The organism is Aggregatibacter kilianii (assembly GCF_003129965.1).
Lineage (GTDB): Bacteria > Pseudomonadota > Gammaproteobacteria > Enterobacterales > Pasteurellaceae > Aggregatibacter > Aggregatibacter kilianii_A.
Genome location: NZ_NRCJ01000012.1, coordinates 65,457 through 87,061 on the forward strand (window position 1 = coordinate 65,457; position 21,605 = coordinate 87,061).

23 protein-coding genes and 1 pseudogene are annotated in these 21,605 nt (G+C 48.4%); 4 read left to right on the forward strand and 20 right to left on the reverse strand.

Translation table 11 applies throughout. From position 1 onward, the window contains the following. Window positions 1–987, forward strand: coding sequence for an NAD(P)H-quinone oxidoreductase (locus DK430_RS09900; protein ID WP_239496809.1), 987 nt, complete (start codon window positions 1–3; stop codon window positions 985–987). A gap of 47 nt (window positions 988–1,034) precedes the next feature. Here the strand turns inward: DK430_RS09900 and DK430_RS09905 are convergent, their stop codons facing one another. Together DK430_RS09905 and DK430_RS09910 are read right to left on the reverse strand one after the other, a co-directional pair. Beyond that, complete coding sequence (locus tag DK430_RS09905) at window positions 1,035–1,445, reverse strand: MerR family transcriptional regulator (protein ID WP_109078896.1); 411 nt, start codon at window positions 1,443–1,445, stop codon at window positions 1,035–1,037. 34 nt (window positions 1,446–1,479) lie between these two features. Further along, a complete protein-coding gene (locus DK430_RS09910; protein ID WP_109078897.1) occupies window positions 1,480–1,791 on the reverse strand; it encodes a DciA family protein in 312 nt (103 codons plus the stop codon). Window positions 1,792–1,882: 91 nt separating this feature from the next. Between DK430_RS09910 and secM the strand changes: the two genes are divergently transcribed. The 3 genes from secM to mutT all read left to right on the forward strand — a co-directional run bounded on the left by secM (window position 1,883) and on the right by mutT (window position 5,473). Further along, complete coding sequence (secM, locus tag DK430_RS09915) at window positions 1,883–2,200, forward strand: secA translation cis-regulator SecM (protein WP_109078898.1); 318 nt, start codon at window positions 1,883–1,885, stop codon at window positions 2,198–2,200. 76 nt (window positions 2,201–2,276) lie between these two features. Next, window positions 2,277–4,985, forward strand: coding sequence for a preprotein translocase subunit SecA (gene secA, locus DK430_RS09920; protein ID WP_109078899.1), 2,709 nt, complete (start codon window positions 2,277–2,279; stop codon window positions 4,983–4,985). Between the two features lie 83 nt (window positions 4,986–5,068). Then, the gene (mutT, locus tag DK430_RS09925) at window positions 5,069–5,473 is read left to right on the forward strand and encodes an 8-oxo-dGTP diphosphatase MutT (RefSeq protein ID WP_109078900.1); all 405 of its coding nucleotides are present in this window, start codon (window positions 5,069–5,071) and stop codon (window positions 5,471–5,473) included. A 49-nt stretch (window positions 5,474–5,522) separates the two neighbouring features. Here the strand turns inward: mutT and DK430_RS09930 are convergent, their stop codons facing one another. From DK430_RS09930 to DK430_RS10015, 18 genes and pseudogenes are all read right to left on the reverse strand, one after another. Next, window positions 5,523–5,789: a DUF5339 family protein gene (locus DK430_RS09930; protein ID WP_109078901.1), complete on the reverse strand. Its 267-nt coding sequence runs from the start codon at window positions 5,787–5,789 to the stop codon at window positions 5,523–5,525. Window positions 5,790–5,902: 113 nt separating this feature from the next. Beyond that, the gene (holA, locus tag DK430_RS09935; protein WP_109078902.1) at window positions 5,903–6,937 is read right to left on the reverse strand and encodes a DNA polymerase III subunit delta; all 1,035 of its coding nucleotides are present in this window, start codon (window positions 6,935–6,937) and stop codon (window positions 5,903–5,905) included. Then, a complete protein-coding gene (gene lptE, locus DK430_RS09940) occupies window positions 6,937–7,440 on the reverse strand; it encodes an LPS assembly lipoprotein LptE (RefSeq protein WP_109078903.1) in 504 nt (167 codons plus the stop codon). The genes holA and lptE overlap by 1 nt, the downstream gene beginning before the upstream one ends. 62 nt (window positions 7,441–7,502) lie before the next feature. Then, entirely contained in the window at window positions 7,503–10,091 is a 2,589-nt protein-coding gene (gene leuS, locus DK430_RS09945) for a leucine--tRNA ligase (protein WP_109078904.1), read from the reverse strand. 120 nt (window positions 10,092–10,211) lie between these two features. Continuing rightward, a pseudogene (locus DK430_RS09950) lies at window positions 10,212–10,451 on the reverse strand (HI_0552 family protein); the annotation flags it as partial. Between the two features lie 613 nt (window positions 10,452–11,064). Continuing rightward, window positions 11,065–11,298, reverse strand: a complete 234-nt coding sequence (locus DK430_RS09955; RefSeq protein ID WP_109078905.1) for a hypothetical protein — start codon at window positions 11,296–11,298, stop codon at window positions 11,065–11,067. Between the two features lie 94 nt (window positions 11,299–11,392). Next, window positions 11,393–11,605 carry a RepB family protein gene (locus DK430_RS09960; RefSeq protein ID WP_109078906.1) on the reverse strand — a complete coding sequence of 71 codons (213 nt, stop codon included), beginning with the start codon at window positions 11,603–11,605 and terminating at the stop codon, window positions 11,393–11,395. Between the two features lie 15 nt (window positions 11,606–11,620). Then, entirely contained in the window at window positions 11,621–12,058 is a 438-nt protein-coding gene (locus DK430_RS09965) for a lactate dehydrogenase (protein ID WP_109078907.1), read from the reverse strand. A 39-nt stretch (window positions 12,059–12,097) separates the two neighbouring features. Next, window positions 12,098–12,415 carry a hypothetical protein gene (locus DK430_RS09970; RefSeq protein ID WP_109078908.1) on the reverse strand — a complete coding sequence of 106 codons (318 nt, stop codon included), beginning with the start codon at window positions 12,413–12,415 and terminating at the stop codon, window positions 12,098–12,100. 48 nt (window positions 12,416–12,463) lie between these two features. Further along, window positions 12,464–12,706 carry a hypothetical protein gene (locus DK430_RS09975; RefSeq protein ID WP_109078909.1) on the reverse strand — a complete coding sequence of 81 codons (243 nt, stop codon included), beginning with the start codon at window positions 12,704–12,706 and terminating at the stop codon, window positions 12,464–12,466. A gap of 166 nt (window positions 12,707–12,872) precedes the next feature. Continuing rightward, on the reverse strand, window positions 12,873–13,703 hold the full coding sequence (locus DK430_RS09980; RefSeq protein WP_109078910.1) for a hypothetical protein: 831 nt from the start codon (window positions 13,701–13,703) through the stop codon (window positions 12,873–12,875). Window positions 13,704–13,823: 120 nt separating this feature from the next. Beyond that, on the reverse strand, window positions 13,824–16,613 hold the full coding sequence (locus tag DK430_RS09985) for a phage tail protein (RefSeq protein ID WP_109078911.1): 2,790 nt from the start codon (window positions 16,611–16,613) through the stop codon (window positions 13,824–13,826). Then, window positions 16,613–16,819: a hypothetical protein gene (locus tag DK430_RS09990; protein WP_109078912.1), complete on the reverse strand. Its 207-nt coding sequence runs from the start codon at window positions 16,817–16,819 to the stop codon at window positions 16,613–16,615. Before DK430_RS09990 ends, DK430_RS09985 begins: the two co-directional genes overlap by 1 nt. 5 nt (window positions 16,820–16,824) lie before the next feature. Beyond that, window positions 16,825–17,076: a hypothetical protein gene (locus DK430_RS09995; RefSeq protein WP_109078913.1), complete on the reverse strand. Its 252-nt coding sequence runs from the start codon at window positions 17,074–17,076 to the stop codon at window positions 16,825–16,827. Window positions 17,077–17,088: 12 nt separating this feature from the next. Next, entirely contained in the window at window positions 17,089–17,898 is an 810-nt protein-coding gene (locus DK430_RS10000) for a phage/gene transfer agent baseplate hub protein (RefSeq protein ID WP_109078914.1), read from the reverse strand. Between the two features lie 55 nt (window positions 17,899–17,953). Then, complete coding sequence (locus DK430_RS10005; RefSeq protein WP_109078915.1) at window positions 17,954–19,642, reverse strand: phage tail protein; 1,689 nt, start codon at window positions 19,640–19,642, stop codon at window positions 17,954–17,956. Between the two features lie 5 nt (window positions 19,643–19,647). Then, entirely contained in the window at window positions 19,648–20,598 is a 951-nt protein-coding gene (locus tag DK430_RS10010) for a hypothetical protein (RefSeq protein WP_109078916.1), read from the reverse strand. 1 nt (window position 20,599) lies between these two features. Beyond that, window positions 20,600–21,598: a hypothetical protein gene (locus DK430_RS10015; RefSeq protein ID WP_109078917.1), complete on the reverse strand. Its 999-nt coding sequence runs from the start codon at window positions 21,596–21,598 to the stop codon at window positions 20,600–20,602. Between the last annotated feature and the right edge of the window lie 7 nt (window positions 21,599–21,605).

Consider the following 21,605-nt stretch of genomic DNA (forward strand, 5'->3'; position numbering starts at 1 on the left):
ATGAGAATGCAGCAAATTAATATGAAACAGCCCGGTTCGCCTGAGGTGCTGTTTATTGAAGAAGTCGAAGTCCCACAACCCAAAGCGGGTGAATTGTTGGTAAAAATCGCCTATGCGGGCGTAAATCGTCCCGATATTATGCAACGCCAAGGGCTGTACCCTATGCCTGAAGGCGTGACACCTATTATGGGATTGGAACTGTCGGGAACGGTAGTTGCTGTGGGCGAAAATGTGACCCAATTTAAGCCGGGCGATCAGGTTTGTGCCTTAACGGACGGTGGCGCTTATGCCGAATATTGCGTTGTTGAAGCCTCACAAGCTTTGCCGATTCCCAAAAACTATTCATTGTTAGAGGCGGCTGCCTTGCCTGAAACCCTTTTTACCGTGTGGGTGAATTTATTTATGCACAATCAGGTAAAACAGGGCGAGCGCTTGCTGGTACACGGCGGCACCAGTGGCATCGGCATTATGGCACTGGCAATTGCGAAAAGTCTCGGCATTGAAACCTTCGCCACCGTCGGCAACGCACAAAAAGCCGAAGTCATTCGTCAATTGGGCGGCACGCCGATTAATTATAAAACCGAGGATTTTGCGGCGGTGTTGCAAAAAATTGGCGGTGTGGATGCCATTTTGGATCTGGTGGGTGCAAGTTATTTTCAGCGTAATCTGGACAGTTTAAGAAAAAACGGACGCTTATTTTTAATCGGCTTTATGGGCGGCAACGTGGCGCAATCCATGGATTTACTTGCCATCGCCCTAAAACGTATTCACATCACCGGATCCACCATGCGTAGCCGCAACAAAACAGAAAAAGCCGAGATTGCCGAATCACTTTACCACCGTCTGTGGAATAAATTCGCCAAGGGCGAAATTAATAGGCCGATAATTCATCAGGTGTTCAATTTTAAAGATGTACGGGCGGCACACGAGGAAATGGACAAAGGGACGCATATCGGGAAAATTATGTTAGCGTTCGAAGGGAAATGATTAAGCGATACAACCGCCAAAAGTGCGGTCATTTTCACAAGCGTTTTTTACTTCAACGGCCTAAACTTCGCTTGGCTACGTTGCAGAATGTCCAGCAGGTTTTGTTGTTGATCCATTTCGCCGCATTGTTGTTTCAGTCGGATGAGATTCATGCGTAAATGTTGCAGGCGATGGATGTGTTTGGCGATGTCTTGGATGTGGCGATCGAGCAACTGATTGATTTCCGCTTTTTGTTGTTCGGAGGCATTTTCGAGGCTCAGAAGCAATTTGATTTCTTCGAGGGACATATCCAGAGAACGGCAGTAACAAATAAAAGACAGGCGTTGCAAATGGTCATCCGTGTATAACCGAAAGCCACCGGCAGAACGGGACGGGCGCGGCATTAAGCCTTTTTGTTCGTAAAATCGGATGGCTTCTACGCTACAACCGACGGCTTTGGCTAACTTCCCTATTTTCATGTTATCTCCGTAAAAATGACAGCACAAAAAGCAACTATGCTTCGGGGCGGAACTCAGGGTTAATGTAAAAGGTTAATTCGGTGATTTCCGGCAAGTGTTGCCGAATTAATGTCAATAATTCCTGCCGACGAAATAAAAAACTTTGCCGCACCATGGCATTTGCCACTTCAATACGCAAACTGTTTTGTTCCATATTGGCGATGCGGTACAGGCCCCTGAATTCAGGCGGAAAAAATGCCTGGAACTGTTGATTTAATTCATTCAACCGAATGCCTTTTTGCATAATTTTTGCCAACGGCGAGTCCTGCAATAATGTGTGAATATTCATCGGTTTTTGATAACGCATCGCCTTGTTTTCCGCCTTTTCGCCCTAATATTTATGACATTGTAGCGAAATTCCGCTACAATACCGACAATTTTTTGATATTGAAATCCTTATGATAATTTCCAACAAAAGCAAACATCATTTTTGGTCGCAACTGCTGCTCGGCATGCTTGCGATTTTTGTTTTGCCCGCCGGTCAGGAATTGAATTATCCGTCATCCATCGGCAATGAAAATTATCAAAACGCACAACATCAAAATGCGCCGCAAATTCTAACGGCGGTGGCTTTATTACAGCAAACCCGCCAACAACAACGCCAGCCGCAACATGCGTTGCCGGCGGTTGAAATTCACCCGCAAAACCAACCGCACTTTGCGCGTTCGCCTTTCATTGCTAATGCGCCGATTCGCGCCGGACCTGCCTTCATTTAACTTCGATCTTTTATTTATCACGTCGTTTAATCCGTTAGACGACTTTATTTATCTATTTGTTAAAAAGAAAAAAATTATGCTTAGAACTATTGCAACTAAAATTTTCGGCAGCCGTAACGATCGTATCTTACGCCGCCTCAATAAAATCGTCGTTAAAATTAATAAACTTGAGCCTGAATTTGAAGCGTTAAGCGATGAACAACTGAAAGCCAAAACCACCGAATTCCGTGAACGTTTGGCGCAAGGTGAAACCTTGGAAAGCCTCATGCCGGAAGCTTTTGCCACGGTGCGTGAAGCCAGTAAGCGCGTGCTGGGCATGCGTCATTTCGATGTGCAGCTTATCGGCGGGATGGTGCTCAATAATCGTTGTATCGCGGAAATGCGCACCGGTGAAGGAAAAACCTTAACGGCGACCTTGTCCTGCTATTTGAACGCATTACCGGGCAAAGCGGTGCATGTGGTGACGGTGAACGACTACTTAGCGCGTCGCGATGCGGAAACCAACCGTCCGTTGTTTGAGTTTTTGGGGATGACCGTGGGCGTGAATATTCCAGGCTTATCGCCGGAAGAAAAACGCGCGGCATACGCGGCGGATATTACTTACGCCACCAACAGCGAACTGGGTTTTGACTATTTGCGTGATAATTTGGCGCACGCACCGCAGGAGCGTTTCCAAAAAGATCTTTACTATGCGTTGGTGGATGAAGTGGACTCCATCTTAATCGACGAAGCCCGTACGCCGTTAATTATTTCCGGTCAGGCGGAAGACAGCTCCGAACTTTATATTGCCATCGATAAACTGATTCCAACGCTGATTAAACAAGACAAAGAAGACACCGAAGAATATCAAGGCACCGGCGACTATACGTTGGATTTAAAAACCAAACAGGCCTACTTAACCGAACGCGGTCAGGAAAAATGCGAACAATGGTTGATTCAACAGGGGTTCATGAGAGATACCGAGTCTCTTTATTCGCCGGCTAAAATCACCTTATTGCACCATGTGATGGCGGCGTTACGCGCCCATACGTTATTTGAGCGCGACGTAGATTACATCGTCAAAGACGGCGAAATCGTCATCGTGGACGAACACACCGGTCGTACTATGGCGGGACGTCGTTGGTCCGACGGCTTACACCAAGCCATCGAAGCCAAAGAAGGCGTACGCATTCAAAGCGAAAATCAAACTGTGGCGTCCATCACCTACCAAAACTATTTCCGTCTGTACGAAAAACTCGCCGGGATGACCGGTACGGCAGATACGGAAGCCTTTGAATTCCAAAAAATTTACGGTTTGGAAACCGTGGTTATTCCGACCAACCGCCCGATGATCCGTGATGACCGTACGGACGTGATGTTTGAAACGGAAGAATACAAATTCAACGCCATTATTGATGACATTAAAGATTGTGTCGCGCGCCAACAACCGGTGTTAGTGGGCACAATCTCTATCGAAAAATCCGAATTGTTGTCCAAAGCCTTGGATAAAGCGGGCATCAAACATAACGTATTGAATGCCAAATTCCACGCACAAGAAGCGGAAATTGTGGCGAATGCGGGCTATCCGGGTGCTGTCACCATCGCGACCAACATGGCAGGGCGCGGTACCGACATCGTGTTGGGCGGTAACTGGAAAGCGGAAGTGGATAAACTGGACAATCCGACGCCGGAACAAATCGACGCCATCAAAGCGGCATGGCAGGAGCGTCACGAGATCGTGAAAAACGCGGGCGGTTTGCATATTATCGGTACCGAACGCCATGAATCCCGTCGAATTGACAACCAGTTGCGCGGTCGCTCCGGTCGTCAAGGTGACCCGGGTTCTTCCCGCTTCTATCTGTCCTTGGAAGATGCCTTAATGCGCATTTACCTCAACGAGGGCAAACTCAACATGATGCGCAAAGCCTTTAGTAACGCGGGCGAGGCGATGGAATCCAAATTGTTGGCAAAAGTCATTGCGTCGGCACAGGCAAAAGTGGAAGCGCATAACTTTGACGGACGTAAAAATCTGCTCGAATTTGATGACGTGGCAAACGATCAACGTCACGCTATTTACGAACAGCGTAATGAATTATTGGAAAATGACGATATTTCGGACACTATCGATGTGATTCGCCAAGACGTGTTCAACAGCGTGATCGATCAGTATATTCCGCCTCAATCGCTGGAAGAACAATGGGACATTCCGGCACTGGAACAACGCTTAAAACAGGATTTTGCCTTGGATTTACCGATCAGCAAATGGTTGGATGAAGATAATCACCTGCATGAAGAAACCCTGCGCGAACGCATTATTCAATCCGCTGTGGACGAATATAAACATAAAGAAGAACTGGCCGGTGCGCAAACTATGCGCAACTTTGAAAAAGGTGTGATGTTGCAAACACTGGATGAACTTTGGAAAGAGCACTTATCCGCTATGGATCACTTGCGTCGCGGCATTCATTTACGCGGTTACGCACAAAAAGATCCGAAACAGGAATACAAAAAAGAGTCCTTCCAGATGTTTACCGAAATGCTGGATGCCTTGAAATTAAGCGTGGTGACCACCTTAAGCCGTGTTCAGGTTCGCACTACGGAAGAAATGGAAGAAGCTGAACGTTTACGTCAAGAGCTGGCGCAGCGTGAAGCGGCGGCGATGCAGTATAACAACGATGAATCGCAAACCCCGCAAGGCACACAAAACGGCGTGGAAGAACACCACAAAATCGGTCGTAACGAACCTTGTCCGTGCGGTTCCGGTAAGAAATACAAGCATTGTCACGGCAATCGTGCCAGACATTAATTGGCGATAAATAAAAGTGCGGTTAAAATTCCCAGTGTTTTTTAACCGCACTTTTCCATTAAGATTCGATGAAGGAAACAACGATGAGGAAACCGCGTGTACAGGTTGCAGCTGGGATTATTCGTAACGAATTCGGACAGATTTATTTAACCCAACGCTTGGAAGGGCAGGATTTTGCGCAAGCCCTCGAGTTTCCCGGCGGGAAAGTCGATAAAGGCGAAACGCCCGAGCAGGCGCTCAAACGCGAGTTGGAAGAGGAAATCGGCATTGTGGTACTCAACGCCCAATTGTTTGAACGCTTTGAATTTGAATATCCGACCAAAGTCATTTCATTCTTTTTTTACTTAGTGGAGGAATGGGTCGGTGAACCTTTTGGGCGAGAAGGACAAGAGGGTTTCTGGCTGGCGCAAAGCGAACTGGATGCCGGACAATTCCCGCCGGCAAACGCCAAGCTGATTCAGCGCTTATTGGCGGAAAGCGACAATTAATTTATAAAAAAAGCTCGGTAAAACCGAGCCTTTTTTCATCACAACGCCATTATTTTCCTGCGGAACTCATCGCCGCTTTAGCTTGTTTTAATGCATCGTGTGCTTGGGTACAAGCCTGATCACGTGCGACCTCCGGTATCATTTCAAATTTTTTCTTATTCTCTTCATTTTGTTTTGTTAATGTCGCTTGCTGATCAGCCGGCGCCATTTTTACGAACTCATCTAACTCCGCATAATATTTTTCACAGGTCGCTGAAGCTGCGGATGCAGACATGGCAAATGCGGATAATAACGCAGCGAATAATACTTTTTTCATGTGTTTCTCCATTGTTTGGTTAAACATCACTTCGGATTAAGTGACGCTTTATTATACTTATTTTGCTCTAAAAAAACACAATGAAATGCCTATTGATTAGGGCGTGTCCTAGGCTATGCGGAGAATCTCACGGACAGATCTTCCAACAGTTGCCAAATATCATCAGTAAATTCTTGCTTGGCACGACGTTCGACATCGGCAAGTTGCTGAAAAAATGTATAGAGTTTGCGGTAAGTTAACCGTTGTATGGCTTGCGTAAACAAAGGTCGGCGATTTTGCCACACTTTCAGATGATCAAAGTGTTCACGCAATTGGGCGGTCGGTAACGGCGAATCAAGGGGCGGGCGTTGTTCGGGCTTGCTAAGTTCCAAGAGTGTCATCAAATCCCGTTGCAAGGTACGCAATAAAATAATCGGTTGCACATCTTCGTCTTTCAAACCGTTCAAAATACGGCGGGCGCGATTGCCTTTGCCGGCTAAAATCGCATCCACCCATTGAAACGGCGTGAATACCGAAGACTGCTCCACAACATTATTCACGCGGGCAAATGTCAACTTATGATCGGGATACAGCAAGTCCAGTAATTGCAATGCTTGCTTGAGCGCCAATAGGTTATTTTCATAGCTATAACAAAGCAATTGCGTCGCTTCTTCATCAATGCGCAAGCCCAACATTTTTGCCCGATTCGCCACCCAGCGCGGGAGCTGCTCCGCATTCGGCGTTTGGCAATTCACCAAAACGGCTTGCGGTTCATCTTGATTGGCCGCAACAAACCACGCCTGTTTTTCCGCCGCTTTTGTTAATTTGGCAAGACGGAAAACCGCTAACACGTCAGGTGTGAGCAGGGTAATGAATTCAGATAAATTTTTCTGCAAAAGTGCGGTTAAATTTTCCGGTAAATCTAAGATAATGAGTTGCTTATTGAAAAATAAGCCCATGGATTGAACCCGCTCGAATAAATCGTTCCAGTCGATGGACGCATTAATTTCCAACTCAACTTTTTCGTCGAATCCCTGTTGTAGCGCCGCGTGGTAAATTCGGTCGGCACTTTCATTGAGCAACAACGGATCCTCGCCGACTAAAAAATACAAACGGGCTACATGCCGTTCCAGCGAGGAAGCAAGTTGTTCCGGAAATAAGCGGTTCATTATTTCGGTTGGATTTGGTGTTGCAAGGCAACCATTTTATTAATTAGCTGACGTGCCGCCTGCTCGCGCATATCTTGCCAAATCACGTCTTTTTCCGCTGATTTCGCCAATGCCGCACGGGAGTTGTCAAAGAAAGTGCGGTTTACTTTGGTGGAAATAGGGAACGTTTCCCGGTTCGGCAGTTTTACGCTGGCTTCCACTTCCAGAATCAGTTGCTTTTCCGCCTCACGGCCTTGTTTGAAAATGGACACCACTTGGTCTTTGGTGGAAATGCCGTTTAAGCGCAACACCGGCACGTTCGTTTGATCTTCCACTAAAGTCACGTTATTCAGTTGCAATTGGCGGCGCATCACGCGTGCCATGTCGCTATAAGGGTCGCTGCTTTCCAAACGCAGAGTTTGCAATTCTTGCGGAATCAATTCTCCGTTCTGGAAATGAAATCCGCAGGCGGATAACCCGAAAACAGCGGTGGCGAGAAATAAGGTTTTGATCTGTTTTAGCATAAAAATCACCTTAAAAACCGACCGCACTTTGCATTAAAAGTGCGGTCATTTTTTGGATTAAATTACAATGGCTTCACCACAACATTGAGCAATTTGCCGGCAACGTAAATTACTTTAACAATTTGCATACCGTCGGTAAAGCGTTTGACGTTTTCGTCGGCGAAGGCAATGGCTTTCACGCTGTCTTCATCGGCATCCGCCGCTACGGTAACTTTACCGCGCACTTTGCCGTTCACTTGGACAACAATGAGTTTTTCATCTTCAATCATCGCCTCAGGATCCGCTTCCACCCAAGGGGCGAAGTCGATAATATCCTGATTGCCGAGTTCCTGCCATAAACGGAAACAAATGTGCGGCGTAATCGGATAAAGCATACGCACCACGGCGCTCAAGGCTTCCGCCATCACCGCACGATCCTGTTCATCATCCAACGGCGCGCGAGTCAGTTTGTTCATCAACTCCATGATCGCGGCAATCGCCGTGTTAAAGGTTTGACGGCGACCGATGTCGTCGCTCACTTTCGCGATGGTTTTGTGAACATCGCGGCGCAAGGTTTTTTGCGCGGCGGAAAGTGCGGTCGGATTTAAGGCTGTTTTTGCCGGATTTTTGCTGTATTCAAACACCAAATTCCATACCCGCGCTAAGAAGCGTTTTGCCCCCTCCACGCCGGATTCCTGCCATTCGAGCGTCATTTCTGCCGGCGAGGCGAACATCATGAACAAGCGCACGGTGTCCGCGCCGTATTTTTCCACCATTTCCTGCGGGTCGATGCCGTTGTTTTTGGATTTTGACATTTTGGTCATGCCGGCGTGCACCAGTTCATGTCCTTCGTCATCTACGGCTTTTACGATACGCCCTTTATCATCGCGCTCCAACGTCACTTTGGTCGGCGAAACCCAAATGCGTTCATTGGTCGGGCTGGTGTAATAGAACGCGTCCGCCAACACCATGCCTTGGCACAACAATTTATTCGCCGGTTCGTCGCTGGCGACAAAACCTGCATCGCGCAACAATTTGTGGAAGAAGCGGAAATACAACAAGTGCATGGTGGCGTGTTCGATACCACCGATGTATTGATCCACCGGCAACCAGTAATTGGCTTCCTCGCTATTTAGCATACCTTGTTGATATTCAGGGCAGGTGTAACGGGCGTAATACCAGGAAGATTCCATGAACGTGTCGAACGTATCCGTTTCTTTGAACGCCGGTTTGCCCCGGTAAGTGGTTTTCGCCCATTCCGGATCCGCTTTAATCGGGCTGTTCACACCGTTCATCACCACATCTTCCGGAAGGATAATCGGCAAATCTTCCATCGGCGCAGGGACGACATCGCCGTTTTCCAAGGTCAGCATCGGAATTGGCGCGCCCCAATAACGTTGACGGGAAACGCCCCAGTCGCGCAGACGATAATTCACTTGGCGTTTGCCCACGCCTAATTGTTCCAGTTTATCCGCAATGCCTTTAAATGCTGCATCGAATGCCAAGCCGTCAAATTCGGCGGAATGAATGAGCTTACCGTGTTCGGTAAAGGCCTGTTTGGTTAAGTCAATAGCTTCGCCATTCATCGGTTCGATAACCTGTTTAATCGGCAAATGATATTTTTGCGCGAATTCAAAATCGCGCTGATCGTGCGCCGGTACCGCCATGACCGCACCGGTGCCGTAGTGCATTAACACAAAGTTCGCCACCCACACCGGCAAGGCTTCGCCGGTCAACGGATGCTCCGCATATAAACCGGTCGCCATGCCTTTTTTCTCCATGGTGGCAAGCTCGGCTTCGGCGACTTTAGTATTTTTCGCTTCCTGTATGAATTGGGCGAGTTCAGGATTATTTTGCGCCGCCAACGTTGCCAACGGATGCGCCGCCGCGACGGCAACATAACTCACGCCGTAGAACGTATCCGGACGGGTGGTGTACACCGCGAGTTTTTCATCGGTGTCTTTAATGTCAAAGGTGATTTCCACCCCTTCAGAACGCCCGATCCAGTTGCGTTGCATGGTTTTCACCTGATCCGGCCACTGCGGCAATTCGTCTAAGCAATTGAGCAACTGCTCGGCGTAATCGGTGATTTTGATAAACCATTGCGGAATTTCTTTTTGTTCCACCGGCGTATCGCAACGCCAGCAACAGCCTTCGTGCACCTGCTCGTTCGCCAACACGGTTTTATCGTTCGGACACCAGTTCACGGTAGAGGTTTTTTTATACACCAAGCCTTTTTTGTATAACTCGGTGAAGAACCATTGCTCCCATTTGTAATATTCCGGGCGGCAGGTAGTGACTTCACGATCCCAGTCGTAACTAAACCCCAACAGTTGCAACTGATTTTTCATGTATTCGATATTTTCGTAGGTCCATTTCGCCGGGGCGGTATTATTTTTCACCGCCGCGCCTTCTGCCGGCAAACCGAACGCGTCCCAGCCCATCGGTTGCAACACGTTTTTGCCGATCATGCGTTGATAACGGGAAACCACATCGCCGATGGTGTAATTGCGCACATGCCCCATGTGCAAACGACCGGACGGATACGGCAACATGGAAAGGCAGTAATATTTTTCTTTGCTGTTGTCTTGTACCGCTTTGAAAGTTTTATTGTCCTGCCAGAATTTTTGCACTTCCGGTTCAAGCAAATCAGGACGATATTGTTCTTGCATAGAAAATCACCTTAAAAATAGACCGCACTTTTCGGCGGGTTTTAACTTGGAAAATACGGCATAGAATAGCGTAAAACGGGGGAAAATAACAGGAAGTGCGGTGGGATTTTCGGATATTTTTCACGACGTAACCCGATGACAAGCCTCATACAACGGCAACAAATCACGAATGCTTTCGACAATAAATTGCGTGGCGTCCAATTTATCCAATTCCGCCTTTTCCGCATTGTGCCCGATACACCAAAAATCCTCGTCGGAACGCAAAGTTAAATCCTGCGGCGTGAGTTGGCTGACTTGATGAAAATCGTCGTATTCGCTTTCATCGCCACGCCAAATATCCAACTCGGCAAACCGCGCAAAATGATGCCGCGCGCGATAAATTAACACCAATCAGCGCGATAAATTAAAAAATATTTTGTTGCACATACTGAAACAACGTTACAAAAAACGAGTGTAACAATTACAGAAAAAAAAGATCACAGTTGAGGGTTGAGGGTTGAGGGTTGAGGGTTGAGGGTTGAGGGTTGAGGGTTGGGAATTTTGCCATTTTTTTAACTGTAACAATTACACTTTTAACTTACAACGCTACGTCAAATCTGAAACTAAACACCTACCATTAACCGCCAATTTTTACCCAAACTCACCATCTCCACATAAACAAAAACGGCGACACCGAAATGTCGCCGTTTTGCCTGCCTGTTCGGCAGTGAAGTGTCCAAGTCAACAGTTATTTTCTAAGCTGCTTATTCAGCAGTGAATAACCAAAATAAACACCTATTTTCTAAGCTGCCTGTTCGGCAGTTAAAATTGAAGTTAGCTACTTGTTTCTAAGCTACCTATTCGGCAGTGAATACACCAAGATAACAACTATTTTCTAAGCTACTTATGCAGTAGTAAGTTTGTTTTAACACACAGCCTTGCGACTGAATAAAACCGCCAGATTGCTCTGACGGTTTGAATATTACTCCTTTGATTAGTAACGGTCAACCCATTTTTGACCGTCCTCTTTGCTTGCGATCTCATCGACCAACAAGCCATCAGCGTTTAAGCTGTAGATTGTGCCGATTTTGAGGGTTGTGCCTTGGAAGCACTGGCGGCGGGAAGCCTCGCGTTTAGCGTCTGATAAGTTGCCCGCTTTAAGTTGCTCGGCAGTTGCGTAAACGTTGATGCCGTTAGTTTCGGTGAAATAATAAGTTGTAGTTGTCATTTTGTATCTCCTGCGGCTAGTTGATGATGTGTAAGCCTTGGTGCCGCGTCCCTCTTGCTTACGGGGTCTATATTATATCGTACTATATAATATATCAATCACTATTTTGTAAAGTTTTGTAAAGACTTAAAAGCTTGCGGAACATCTCCGCCTTGGAAACGCCCTCTGTTGTGCATAGCTCATCAAACTCAGTCACGACCTCCGGGCGAAGTTGGAACTTGATTTGCTTATAGTTTGCTTTGTTGTAATTGCCGGCATTTTGGCTAATCAGACGCTTAGTGCTATCTGCAAGTTTTTTGTACCCCATAATTGCCCCCTCTTTTTATTGCTCAAGCCAGGCCCACGCTACACACCGCTCTAGGTCGGCAAATAGTGGCATATTAAGCATATCCTGAATTGTCACGTTGTCCGTGTAGAGCTTAACAGCGCAGAACGGCACGTTTGGTGGCTCACCCTTGCCATCAACAATCGCCCACGCCTGTGCTTTACGCGCAGAACGACGGCATACGACAAACTTAACAAGCGTCGTATGATTGAGTGCGTCATCCAGTCGCACAATCTCAAACTCCGCAAGATTTGTATTGCTAAAGTTACACTTGCAAGCGTAATCCGTCTTAAAGACGCCGCGCAATATGCCTTTAAACATATCATCAAGCCATGGCTTTAAAAGTGCGGATGTATCCGCCGAGATTTCCGAGCGCGGGCTTTTGCGCGTGTGCCCGGTTGTTGTAGTGACATGATAGATGTATTTTTCTGCCATTTTTACTCCTTAAAAAACCGCCCGCAGGCGGTTTTACCGTTATTCAAAATCGTCCACCATCCAGCCGTTGCTTTGTGGTATGCCGGCTATAATCTCTACAATCTCAAATGCTACCGGTTGTCCATTTTTCGGATATAACGCAATTTGATTGTTTTCCGCTATTTTGCGTAATAGTTCAATTGTTTTGTCGTCGGTCACTTTCTCTGTGTATGAGCCAAGTCCCCAATTGTTGCAATCTCTTTTATCCTCGTACTCTCTGCAAGGTATCTCTACCACCATCCAGTCACCGTGATCAGTGATTGTGTAATATGTATCCCAAATATCAAATTGAACAGGGATTTGTGTAACTTGTGCCATTTTGTTTCTCCTTTGGTTATTGCCCGCCTTGCGGCGGGCTTTTATTTATTAATTGAAAATCGCTTCGACTTTTTTGACATCTGCAACAAATGCGCTTGTGCATGTACCTTTAACATTTTTGGATACTAAGCTGTTTGATGCAATATCAAAATATAACTGCCAGTTTCGGTCACCTGCAAAAGATCGATCTTTACTGTTGAGATTGATATAGATTCGTTTGCCGTTCCACTCGTTTGCATAGCCATTGATTCCGGCATTTTTTAACATTTCGTTGATTTCTTTTTCTGTCATTTTGTTATCTCCTGCGGCTGGTTGATGGTGTTGTAAGCTTTGGCGCCGCGTCCCTCTTGCTTACGTGGTCTATATTATATCGTACGATATAATATAGCAACCACTATTTTGTCAATTTTGTGTAAATATTTAAAAGCCCCTTAAACAGTGTTTAAAGGGCTTTGAGTTAGAATTTATAAACCAGATTGTCCTCGTACTCGCCGTGATAGTTGAGTGACGTCTTAATCGCTATCCGTTGCGCGCCGTCGAACGCCTGCCAGTTGTCCACTTTATCCTCCTGCATGTACTCAATAAATCGCACAAACTCCGATTTAGTCGAGCTGAAGAAGATATACGGCGGGCGGGTGATATTGACTAATCGCAAGAAGTCGATTAAGTCAAAATAACGCGCCTGTTTGTAACTCTCTTGCTTAGTGCATAAATAAGGCGGGTCTAACACAAACACCGCTTGCGGGTCAGCGGTGAAGCGCGGGAGTAACGTGTGAAACGACTCAGACACCACCTCAACGCCATCCAAATAACCGTCGGCGGACGGGTAATCTGACGCGCGGACGCAATGCCAGAAGTCCTTTTTACACAACTCCTCAAACGTGCCGACTTGTTGCCCGGAAAACAACAGCCAGCTTGCAAGCGAGGCTAAATCCACATAACCGTCAAACGCTTTGATTGTATCAATAATCTGCGCTTTGAGCGCCTTGTCGGTGACGCGTTTTTGACGAGGGACATCCGCTAATAACGCGGCAATTTGACGGCGTAAGCGGTTGATGTCGTCGATATGTTTAATGCGCTCAGCGTAACCGTCAAAGTCGTTGTAAATCACGCGGGCGCGCGGTTTGATCTGTTTGGCGGCATGACTCAGTAAGCCTGAGCCGCCGAACGTATCAATAATCGTCCAGCCCTCGCCATCGCCCGGAATCTGCTCATCTAAAATGGCTTTAAAATAGCTCAAAAACATGCGCTTTTGACCGACAAAGGGTAGCGGGGCTTGTTTAAACATAGTTACATCCTTGTTTGTTTGTTTGTTTGTTTGTTTGTTTGTTTGTTTGGCATTATTTTGTACCTGTTTTTGTTGTCAATTCATCTAAAAGTGCGGTCAATTTTTACGGTGTTTTGAAAGCTACTCCTCCCCAACGCGAATTGTGATGTCTCTAAATGTCAGCGCGTTACTGCTAATACCTGCCTCCGGCACAATTTTAAAGCGGATGGTTGTCACATCAGGCGGCAGTGCGCCGCTAACTTGTTGCGGATGCCAGTCGTTAGTTTGCCAGTCGCCCATCAGCTCCGACTCGTATGATTGCACCACGCTTGCGCCGTTGAGCAGTTGCACAATCACCCGGCATTTGCCGCTACGCTGGTTATACGTCAAAATCTTATAATCCAACACAAAGCGGGCATATTGCCCCGCCGGCACGGGGTAATCATTGTAAATGTCGTAACTTGGTGCGCTACTACTTAACATCAGATAACCCAAACCGCCAAAATAGCCGTCGTTATAGCGATTAAATGCGCGGTCGCCGGAAGTCCACGTAGCCTCATAGTCAAATTTATGGAGCAGTGTAAGCGCGCCGCCGACTTTGAGCACATAACGATGCAAGCTCTGCAAGCCGTTTTTGACGCTGTAAAGTGCCACGCGACTAAACTGCTCCCCGTCCACCTTTTTGTCGTCCGGGTAAGCAAAATTGGTCGCTGTGGTGTCGATTGAGCGCACTACAGTGTCGCCGTCTAACAAGTCCACTTTGTAACTCACGCCCGCACCCAACACCGTGCTGCCGTCGGTGTGCGGAATCAGTTTGTCCGCTTGCACGTCGCGGTCGCGGTGTGCCCATGTGAGCTTAAACGCGGCAATGTCGGCGATAGTGTCGCCAAGATTTCCGTCCGAGCGCACGTTGCCCGGTGGGTAGGGGCGGGCTTGACGTTGTTGGGTTGTGATTGCCAACACGTCCGCCTTGCTCTCGTCGAGCGTTTGTTGCGCGGTGCGGGTGAGTAATTTAGCTTTGATTTGCTCGCCCACGGTGTATTTAGTCTCATCCGTGCCGGCGGCGAGCAGATAACACCACGCCAGCGCACCCGCTTTGTGCGCCTGCGGGATAGTATCTGCGCACCCGCGTCCGACCGTCATTGTGCCGGTTTTAAAATCCGCTGAATCAATCTTGATAATCTCATCATCAACGATGAGCGCCAGCGCCCCGGACAACGCGGAATACTCACCATCAAGTTTAAACTTAATGTTTGTTTGATACGGCGTGACATCACCGACCAGCTCAACATACGGGGTAAATGAGCCTGTCGCGGTTTGCGCGTAACCCGCGCCTGCGTCAACTAACATATCATAGCCAACAGAAAGTGCGGTCGGTTGCGCGCCCATGCTCCAAACAAAGCAGTCTGTCGGCTTAACATACGCCATCTCCGCGTCCGTCAATACAAGAGGAAGCACATGATACGGCACCTCAAACAGCCGTGCGCGCTCAATCGGCTTGGCGGTGTAATCAGGCGGGATATAAAGTGACTCGCCTTTTTGCGTAGAGTAGTTAGCCGCCGGCAGTCCGAACACATCTTGCAGACAAGTAGCGACAATCTCGCCCTCGTTGCCGTTTTTAAGCTCGCCCACCCGGAAGACTACGTCCACGATGTCACGCTCCGGCAGATTAACCCGGATAACATCACCCGGGCGGAGCTCGGAACCTCGCATATCAAATGTAATCTTGAGCCGCGTCAAGCCGCTTGCAATCATCTCCAAGTCGCGCTGTGCAACGCGGGCCGCTAAATCAAACGTCGGAATGCCCTTATACTCAACCGTCTTGCTGATAACTCCGTGCATTTGCACTGCGGCGATATTATTAGCAATGGCTTGGTCATCACGGTTTGTCACCGGCTCACGGTATTTAACGATGATTTGATTAGCCTGCTTATCGGTTGCCGCGCTGTCATCATCGAGCACGGAAAGAATCCCGTTATCATACGTAAACAGTGGTAAATCCTCGGGCTTGTAGTCGTGTCGAATCAGTTTAATCGCCTGTTTGCCCGTCTCAATATTGTCGTATTGTGCTGCACCGATGTGGTCCACGATTTGCTGGATGAACTCTTTGATTGAGGTTTGGCGGTTATAGCGGATACATAAGCCGAATCCCTCGTCATACAACGTGTCGGCGGCTTTTTTGTAGCTATCTAAATCCAAGTCAGCAAGGTCTTTTTTACCGCCCCAACTCTTATTCGTGGCGCACTCGACGAGGATATGCGCAGGATTCATGGCGTGGATTTGGCGTACATTTTCTTCTTGCTCCGGTGTCAACCCTTTGATTTTGAGGTTGTCGTTGCGTAGCAGGATTTTAGCTTTTTCCGGGTACCATACCGCGCCGCCATGCCAGCCTTTATCCGTGCGGCGCACGCGGTAACTGTGTTTTTTGGGATACGCGTTATAGCAACTGATTAGCCCGCTATACACCGTCGTCACAATCCCACGAAAGCCGGGGATTTGGTCTTTCGGATCTAATTCGCCCGGAATGATGTCGCCGTTTGCAAAAAATCTATCCTGCTCGGCATACTCCGGCAGTTTCATGCGTTTTCGAACCATCCACTCAGGTTTGTTGCGAAATGCCGGATTCATTATGCCTTTTAGCAGATTAATCAGCATACGGCTCGGTTTTTGGTCGGGCTCACCCATCAGGATTTCCATTCGTCCCTGAATCCCACCTTCGCCGCCCGTATTGTCGCCACCGAATAGACCAGGCTTATCAATAAAAATCGCCTGCGATTGGGTGATTTCGCCTGGCTTTCCCACATACGCCGTTTTGTCATCCACGCGTATCTCGACAATCTCATTGACCGGACCGCGCCCAAGCCCCGATTGAATATCCCAATAGTAGCGGTAACCAACCGTGACCTGTCCGCCCTTACGTTTACCGCCCATTATTTATCTCCTTTGCGCGCCTCGAGCGCCGCTGTCACACATTTACGGGCAAACACACTACCCGTATTTAAAAGCACGTCGGAATCAATACCATGCGCCAAAAAATCGGCATAATCCAAGCCCTCGCGCACAAAAAATGCCTCCACACCGGCGGCGCAGAAATCTACCCGGCGCATGTCTTGCATTGTGATAGTCATCTTGTCCATAACTTTTAGCCTTTTTTGATTTCGGTTGTGCGGTAGTTGCCGTATGCCAGCACCTGCCAATCCTCAGTCCAGCAGTCGCCGAAAAATACGCACTGCGGCGTGCCTTCGTCGATTTGCGGAAAATTCCAATCTTTGCTATTCACGGCTTCGGGGTTGTTGCTGTTGCCCCGCTTGTTGTTGAGCGCTTGATTGATGTAATAACTGGCGACCGCCCAAGCGACGATTTTGACGATTGCCCATGCGATTGACTCGTACATAATTTATCCTTATTAAAACACCCGTGAGCCGTCATACGGCGATTTAATCGGCATATGTGGGATGCCGCCAAAATTAAGCATATTGTTAAACTTGCTCAAACATGTTGATGCACGCCCATCGCACCCCGGATACACTTTGATGACTGTGCCAACAGAAAGCTTTTGCGTGCCGCCCATGAGCGTCAGTTTATTATTTTGATGAACGGTCACTGCACGCACCTCGCGCACACCGTCATCCTGCCACTCAATAAAACCCGCATTAAACCAGCCCGCAGGCAGGTTTTGCGGTAAATCCACGGTGATTGATACACCGTCCATGGCGCTGATTGTGAGCCCCGCGACGACAAAATTACCGGGCTTAACTTTGCAATCCACATCATAAAGCGTGTACGGGCAGTTACGCCCCCACGTAAGCCGCAAGCCCGCGCTCTCCATCGTTTCCGATAGCGCCGCCGAGGTCAGATTGGTGGTGTGAATATCCGGACGGCTTGCCTCCGTAATCGTGCCAATCCACACAATGCGAATCTCTTTGTCATCCTCATGCAACCGCATAATTGTTAGTTTAACGGTTTGACTTGGCGGCAATCCGCGATACAGACGCACCACGGGGTTATTGCTCGGCATGCTGAGCGTAACTTTACCGTCGCCTCCGCCGTCTCGCGCGTCTGAAATCGCTGAAGCAAGCCATTTTTCGCCGTTAATCTCTAAATCTTTGTCGGCATTGCAAAAGCGCCAGATTTTTTCGTTTTCGCCGCGCGTAAACTGATACAAGTCAACCGGGCGACCGTCTGCGACGGAATGCGTTTTGTCTAAATAGCTCATGTTTTAAATCCTGTTTAAACTTTCTTTAAAAGTGCGGTCGTTTTTCCCCGGCGTTTTACGGCTCCAACTCGTCGCGGAGCCCGTGAAAGCTCACCGTAACGGTTGCCGCGCCGTCCGCGTCAGTGTGATGTACCCAGCTCACCGTGTCGCTCTCCAGCCGAGAAAGTGTCAAGTACGAAATCTTGAGAATCTCCGCTTGCTTAATGTTGAGTGTGTCACCGTCAAACGCCAGCCGCTCGGTAACTGAGTCAATTACGTTTGATGACACAATACGACGATAAAACACCCGTCCGCCCGTGCACTCAATGCGCACGTCTTGACGCCCCGCCTGTTTTTGCAATGCTCCCGTGTAGTTGATGTAAGCAATATCTAAAGTTTTTCCGACAATGTCGCCCACAGGGGTGACATCTGTGCTTGATGTCGCCACCCAAATGGCGCGCTGGCGACCTCGCAGGTAGTAAAACAGATTGCGGAGCTTGCGTTGTTCTTCCCGCCCGCTTGCCACAAAGCGGTGGGCGGTGATTTGCATAGCCTTGTTTGCCGTATCTAAGCGGTACGGCAAGCCCGTCTCGTTATCCAGCGTCTTAATCAGCCGCGCATATTGCGCCGTGATGTCTTCCGACCATTCGCTTGTCGGCTCCAGCACCGGGTGATTGCGATATGTCGGCAAGTGGCTCACATCATCACTCCAGCCGTTGTGTTCTTGCAGTTGCAGACGGATTTGTGCAGTAGAGACGTTATCACTTAAACGGCGCACTTGCGGCATATCAGTGAGCACCGCCGAGCGGAGCGGATAAATGGATGTAAAGGACTGATCGTAATTGCCGACAATCGGGCGTTTAACCGTGATTTTGCCAGGCTCCAGCGCAGTGATCTCAATCATCTCCTTGTTGCTTCCGGTCATCAAAATTGCGCGACCGCCGACGGCAAAATCATAACCTGTCGTATTGATAGCCAAATCCACCGCACCCTGTTGCACGGGTTGTAACAGCGTTGCACAATCCGTAAAAATCGGTAGTGACCAAACGCGCGAGCCGTATCCGTAAAGTGCGGACTCAAACAACTGGCGCTCAACCTCCGAAAAACTCACTTTAAACTCAAACGTGCGGCGCGGGCTCAAGCGGCGCGCGATACGTTGCTCGGCGGCTGTCACCGATTGATGCACGCGGGTGAGCCACTCAAGACTCTCGGTTACATCTTCCGACCAGTCGGGCATAAACGACCAGTCGGTAGAACGACTGCCTGTAATGCGCAACGTAACGGGATTTTTACCCAGAAAATTAAACGTCACCACGCAATCAATCACAGGCGCGCCCTGCATACCGACTTTAACCGTCCATTTTTTAAGGGCCAACGCATTAAATGTGCCGGAGGTCGGACCGTCTAACGTAATTCCCTCGCCACCGACGACGGAAACAGATAACAGCTTGACCGCACTTTTATTGGCGTTCCAGACTTGCACGCCGAAAGTCTGGTCAGTAGAGATTGAGCCAAGATTAACGGTGTGCGGGATAACGATAATGCGTTTGTATAAGTCGGCGTAATAGTTAGGGATAACATACGCCTGCGCGCCCAACGTCTGATTTTTAACATTGCGCGCGTGAATCTGCCCGGCAGTTATTGCATGTTGTGCAACAAGCCGAGAATCCGCCCCGCGATACGTCATCAAGCCGTCAAGATAGCCGGTATCTTTAATTTGCGCGGGCGCACTGCTTGAAATCTTATAGCCGTTAATCTTTGCCATGCGGATTACTCAATAATGCGGTATGCCACGCCGTACTCACCGGAGTTGTCATTTCCTTCAGCGGCAATCGTTGTTGCCGCGGATTGATATTGCGCGCTCGGAATAAACATCCATGTCTCGCCGTTAATTTGTAATTTTTGACGCGGCACGATACCGACAATTTTGCATTCGTAGCGGTCCGGTACGGTGCCGAGGCGGCGGAATAAATTATCTTTGCATTGCGCAATCGCCGCATTCGGCACCGGTATTGCAAGTTGCCCGAATTTGCTCTGGCTGTGCGTTAATAACATTCGGTCAGGGCTATGCGCATGGTCATCGGTACGCCCATTGGTGAGCATGTAACAGCCGGTCTCAGAGCCGGAAAGCGAATACTCATAGCGGGAATCGGCACAAAAATACCACGGTGTGCGGGTATCCCCGCCGATATTGTCAGCACGGACAACCGGACCGTAATCATCATCCCCGGACGACATGCCGAAAGTATGTCTGCTATTTAGTCGCGGGCGGTCATAACTACTATTATTAATTGTTGTTCCTAAAGCATATTGCCCGCCGGTGTATTGCCCCTCTTTGTTGAGTGTGCCGAGACCGAAATGGCGGAATCGCTCCGCTTGATATTGCACACACACATGCAAATATTGCGCCGTGCCAAAAAAGTCATAGCTGACAAAATTACCGTTTTGCAAATGCGATGTGCGGGTTTTAGTTTTGCGGTAAGAATTATTGCATGATGCCCCCGGCTGATTAAAACAGTCGCGGTTTTTATCAACGCCGGTGCCGGCAATCACAAACAGCATATTGTCTTTAAACTCTAGCGCCCAATAACCATCGGCATTGCTTAAATAAAGCGCATTCTCAGCATTTTTTTGAATTACCCAATTAAGTGGGGCGGCAAACTCGGCGAGCTTGCCAAGTAAATCAGCGACATTAGTCGCGGTGCCCGTTTGATATGCCATGTTATGCTCCAAGCTCTAAAACAAAATAGTCCGTTGTTGTGGTGCGAAACGCCCCGTTGCACACCACACCTTTATTACCGTTTGGCAATGTCACCTCATCACCCACTGCGCGTTGCACGCCAGGAATCCAATAAATGCCGTCATACGCGCCCCAACGGTTAATACCCTGACTGCCATCAACCAGCCCGATAAACTCTACGGGATAAAGTGGGTAAAGCCCGCCGGGTGATGCAGTCACCGCTTTAAGTGTCGCCCAGTTGCGGGATGTGTGTTTTTGTGAAATCGCCATCGGATAAAGCACTTGAGCGTGCGAATCATTGCTATATCTGCTGTAATTTGAGCCACTAAAATCGCGCCAGCTCTGGTCGGGTGTAAATAGCCAGCAGTTGCCACTGAGCGGATCTACAATAGAGGAGTTGTAAGACTCGATGTTGGAGTAACGCAACAAAATCGGGCTATTACTACTGTTAATCGGCGTTTTTGTCGGAGCGGTGCCGGCAATGCAAAGCGGGTACGGGTATTCCGTCGGCGCAACCGTCGGCAGAATAAAACCACAATAAGCACTGGAGCACACATTAGAGATACGCGTCACTACTTTAAAGCAACGCCCATCGGCGATCATGTAATAATCAATCGGACGCGCGTCAGCAAATAACACTACGCCCGGCGAAAGATTAATCATACCCGCTTGCACATTGTCACCGGCAACAAGTGCCGAATTAAAAAACGTACCGCCGAAAAAGTTGAGGTTGTAAATATCGGAGGCGATATTGTTGACGGTTTCACACATCACATAAATATCTTGTTCAACGCCCGTGCCGGTGGATTTCCATACGATTTTTCGTTTCGCCACTTCTGTTGCTGTAGCGGCGACGGTTTTATCAAGTAGCACCGTCCACGCCTGCCCGTTAGCGACAAGCGTTGGGTCGGTCGTCAAAAACTTGTTTAAAATGTCGAGCAAATCGCGCTCATTTTGCGCGGTGCCGGTTTTGTATGCCATGTATAAC